The sequence below is a fragment of the Neisseria sp. 19428wB4_WF04 genome, assembly GCF_015235335.1.
GTDB lineage: Bacteria > Pseudomonadota > Gammaproteobacteria > Burkholderiales > Neisseriaceae > Neisseria > Neisseria musculi.
In genome coordinates this window covers 1-229 of record NZ_JADGLG010000251.1, presented here as the reverse complement: position 1 = coordinate 229, position 229 = coordinate 1, and the positions used below count along the sequence as shown (strand labels likewise).

At 45.9% G+C, this 229-nt stretch carries 1 protein-coding gene; it reads right to left on the bottom strand.

The genetic code is table 11. The features are described from left to right. The coding region (locus IR141_RS13195) for an ATP-binding protein (protein ID WP_167743251.1) at window positions 1-229 on the bottom strand (229 nt) is incomplete at both ends.

Genomic DNA, 229 nt, shown 5'->3' with positions numbered 1-229 from the left:
TCATCCATAAACAGCTTCACCCATTCACTAAAAGCCAAATTGGTCGTCATGACAACACTCGTCCTTTCATGCAGTTGGCTCATCAGATGAAACAGCAGCGCACCGCCTTTCTGACTAAACGGCAGATACCCCAACTCATCAAGAATCAACAAATCGTACCGACATTGCTGTTCGGTTAGTTTCAGACGGCCTTCGTCTTTGTCTGCTTCCAATTTGTTGACCAAGTCCA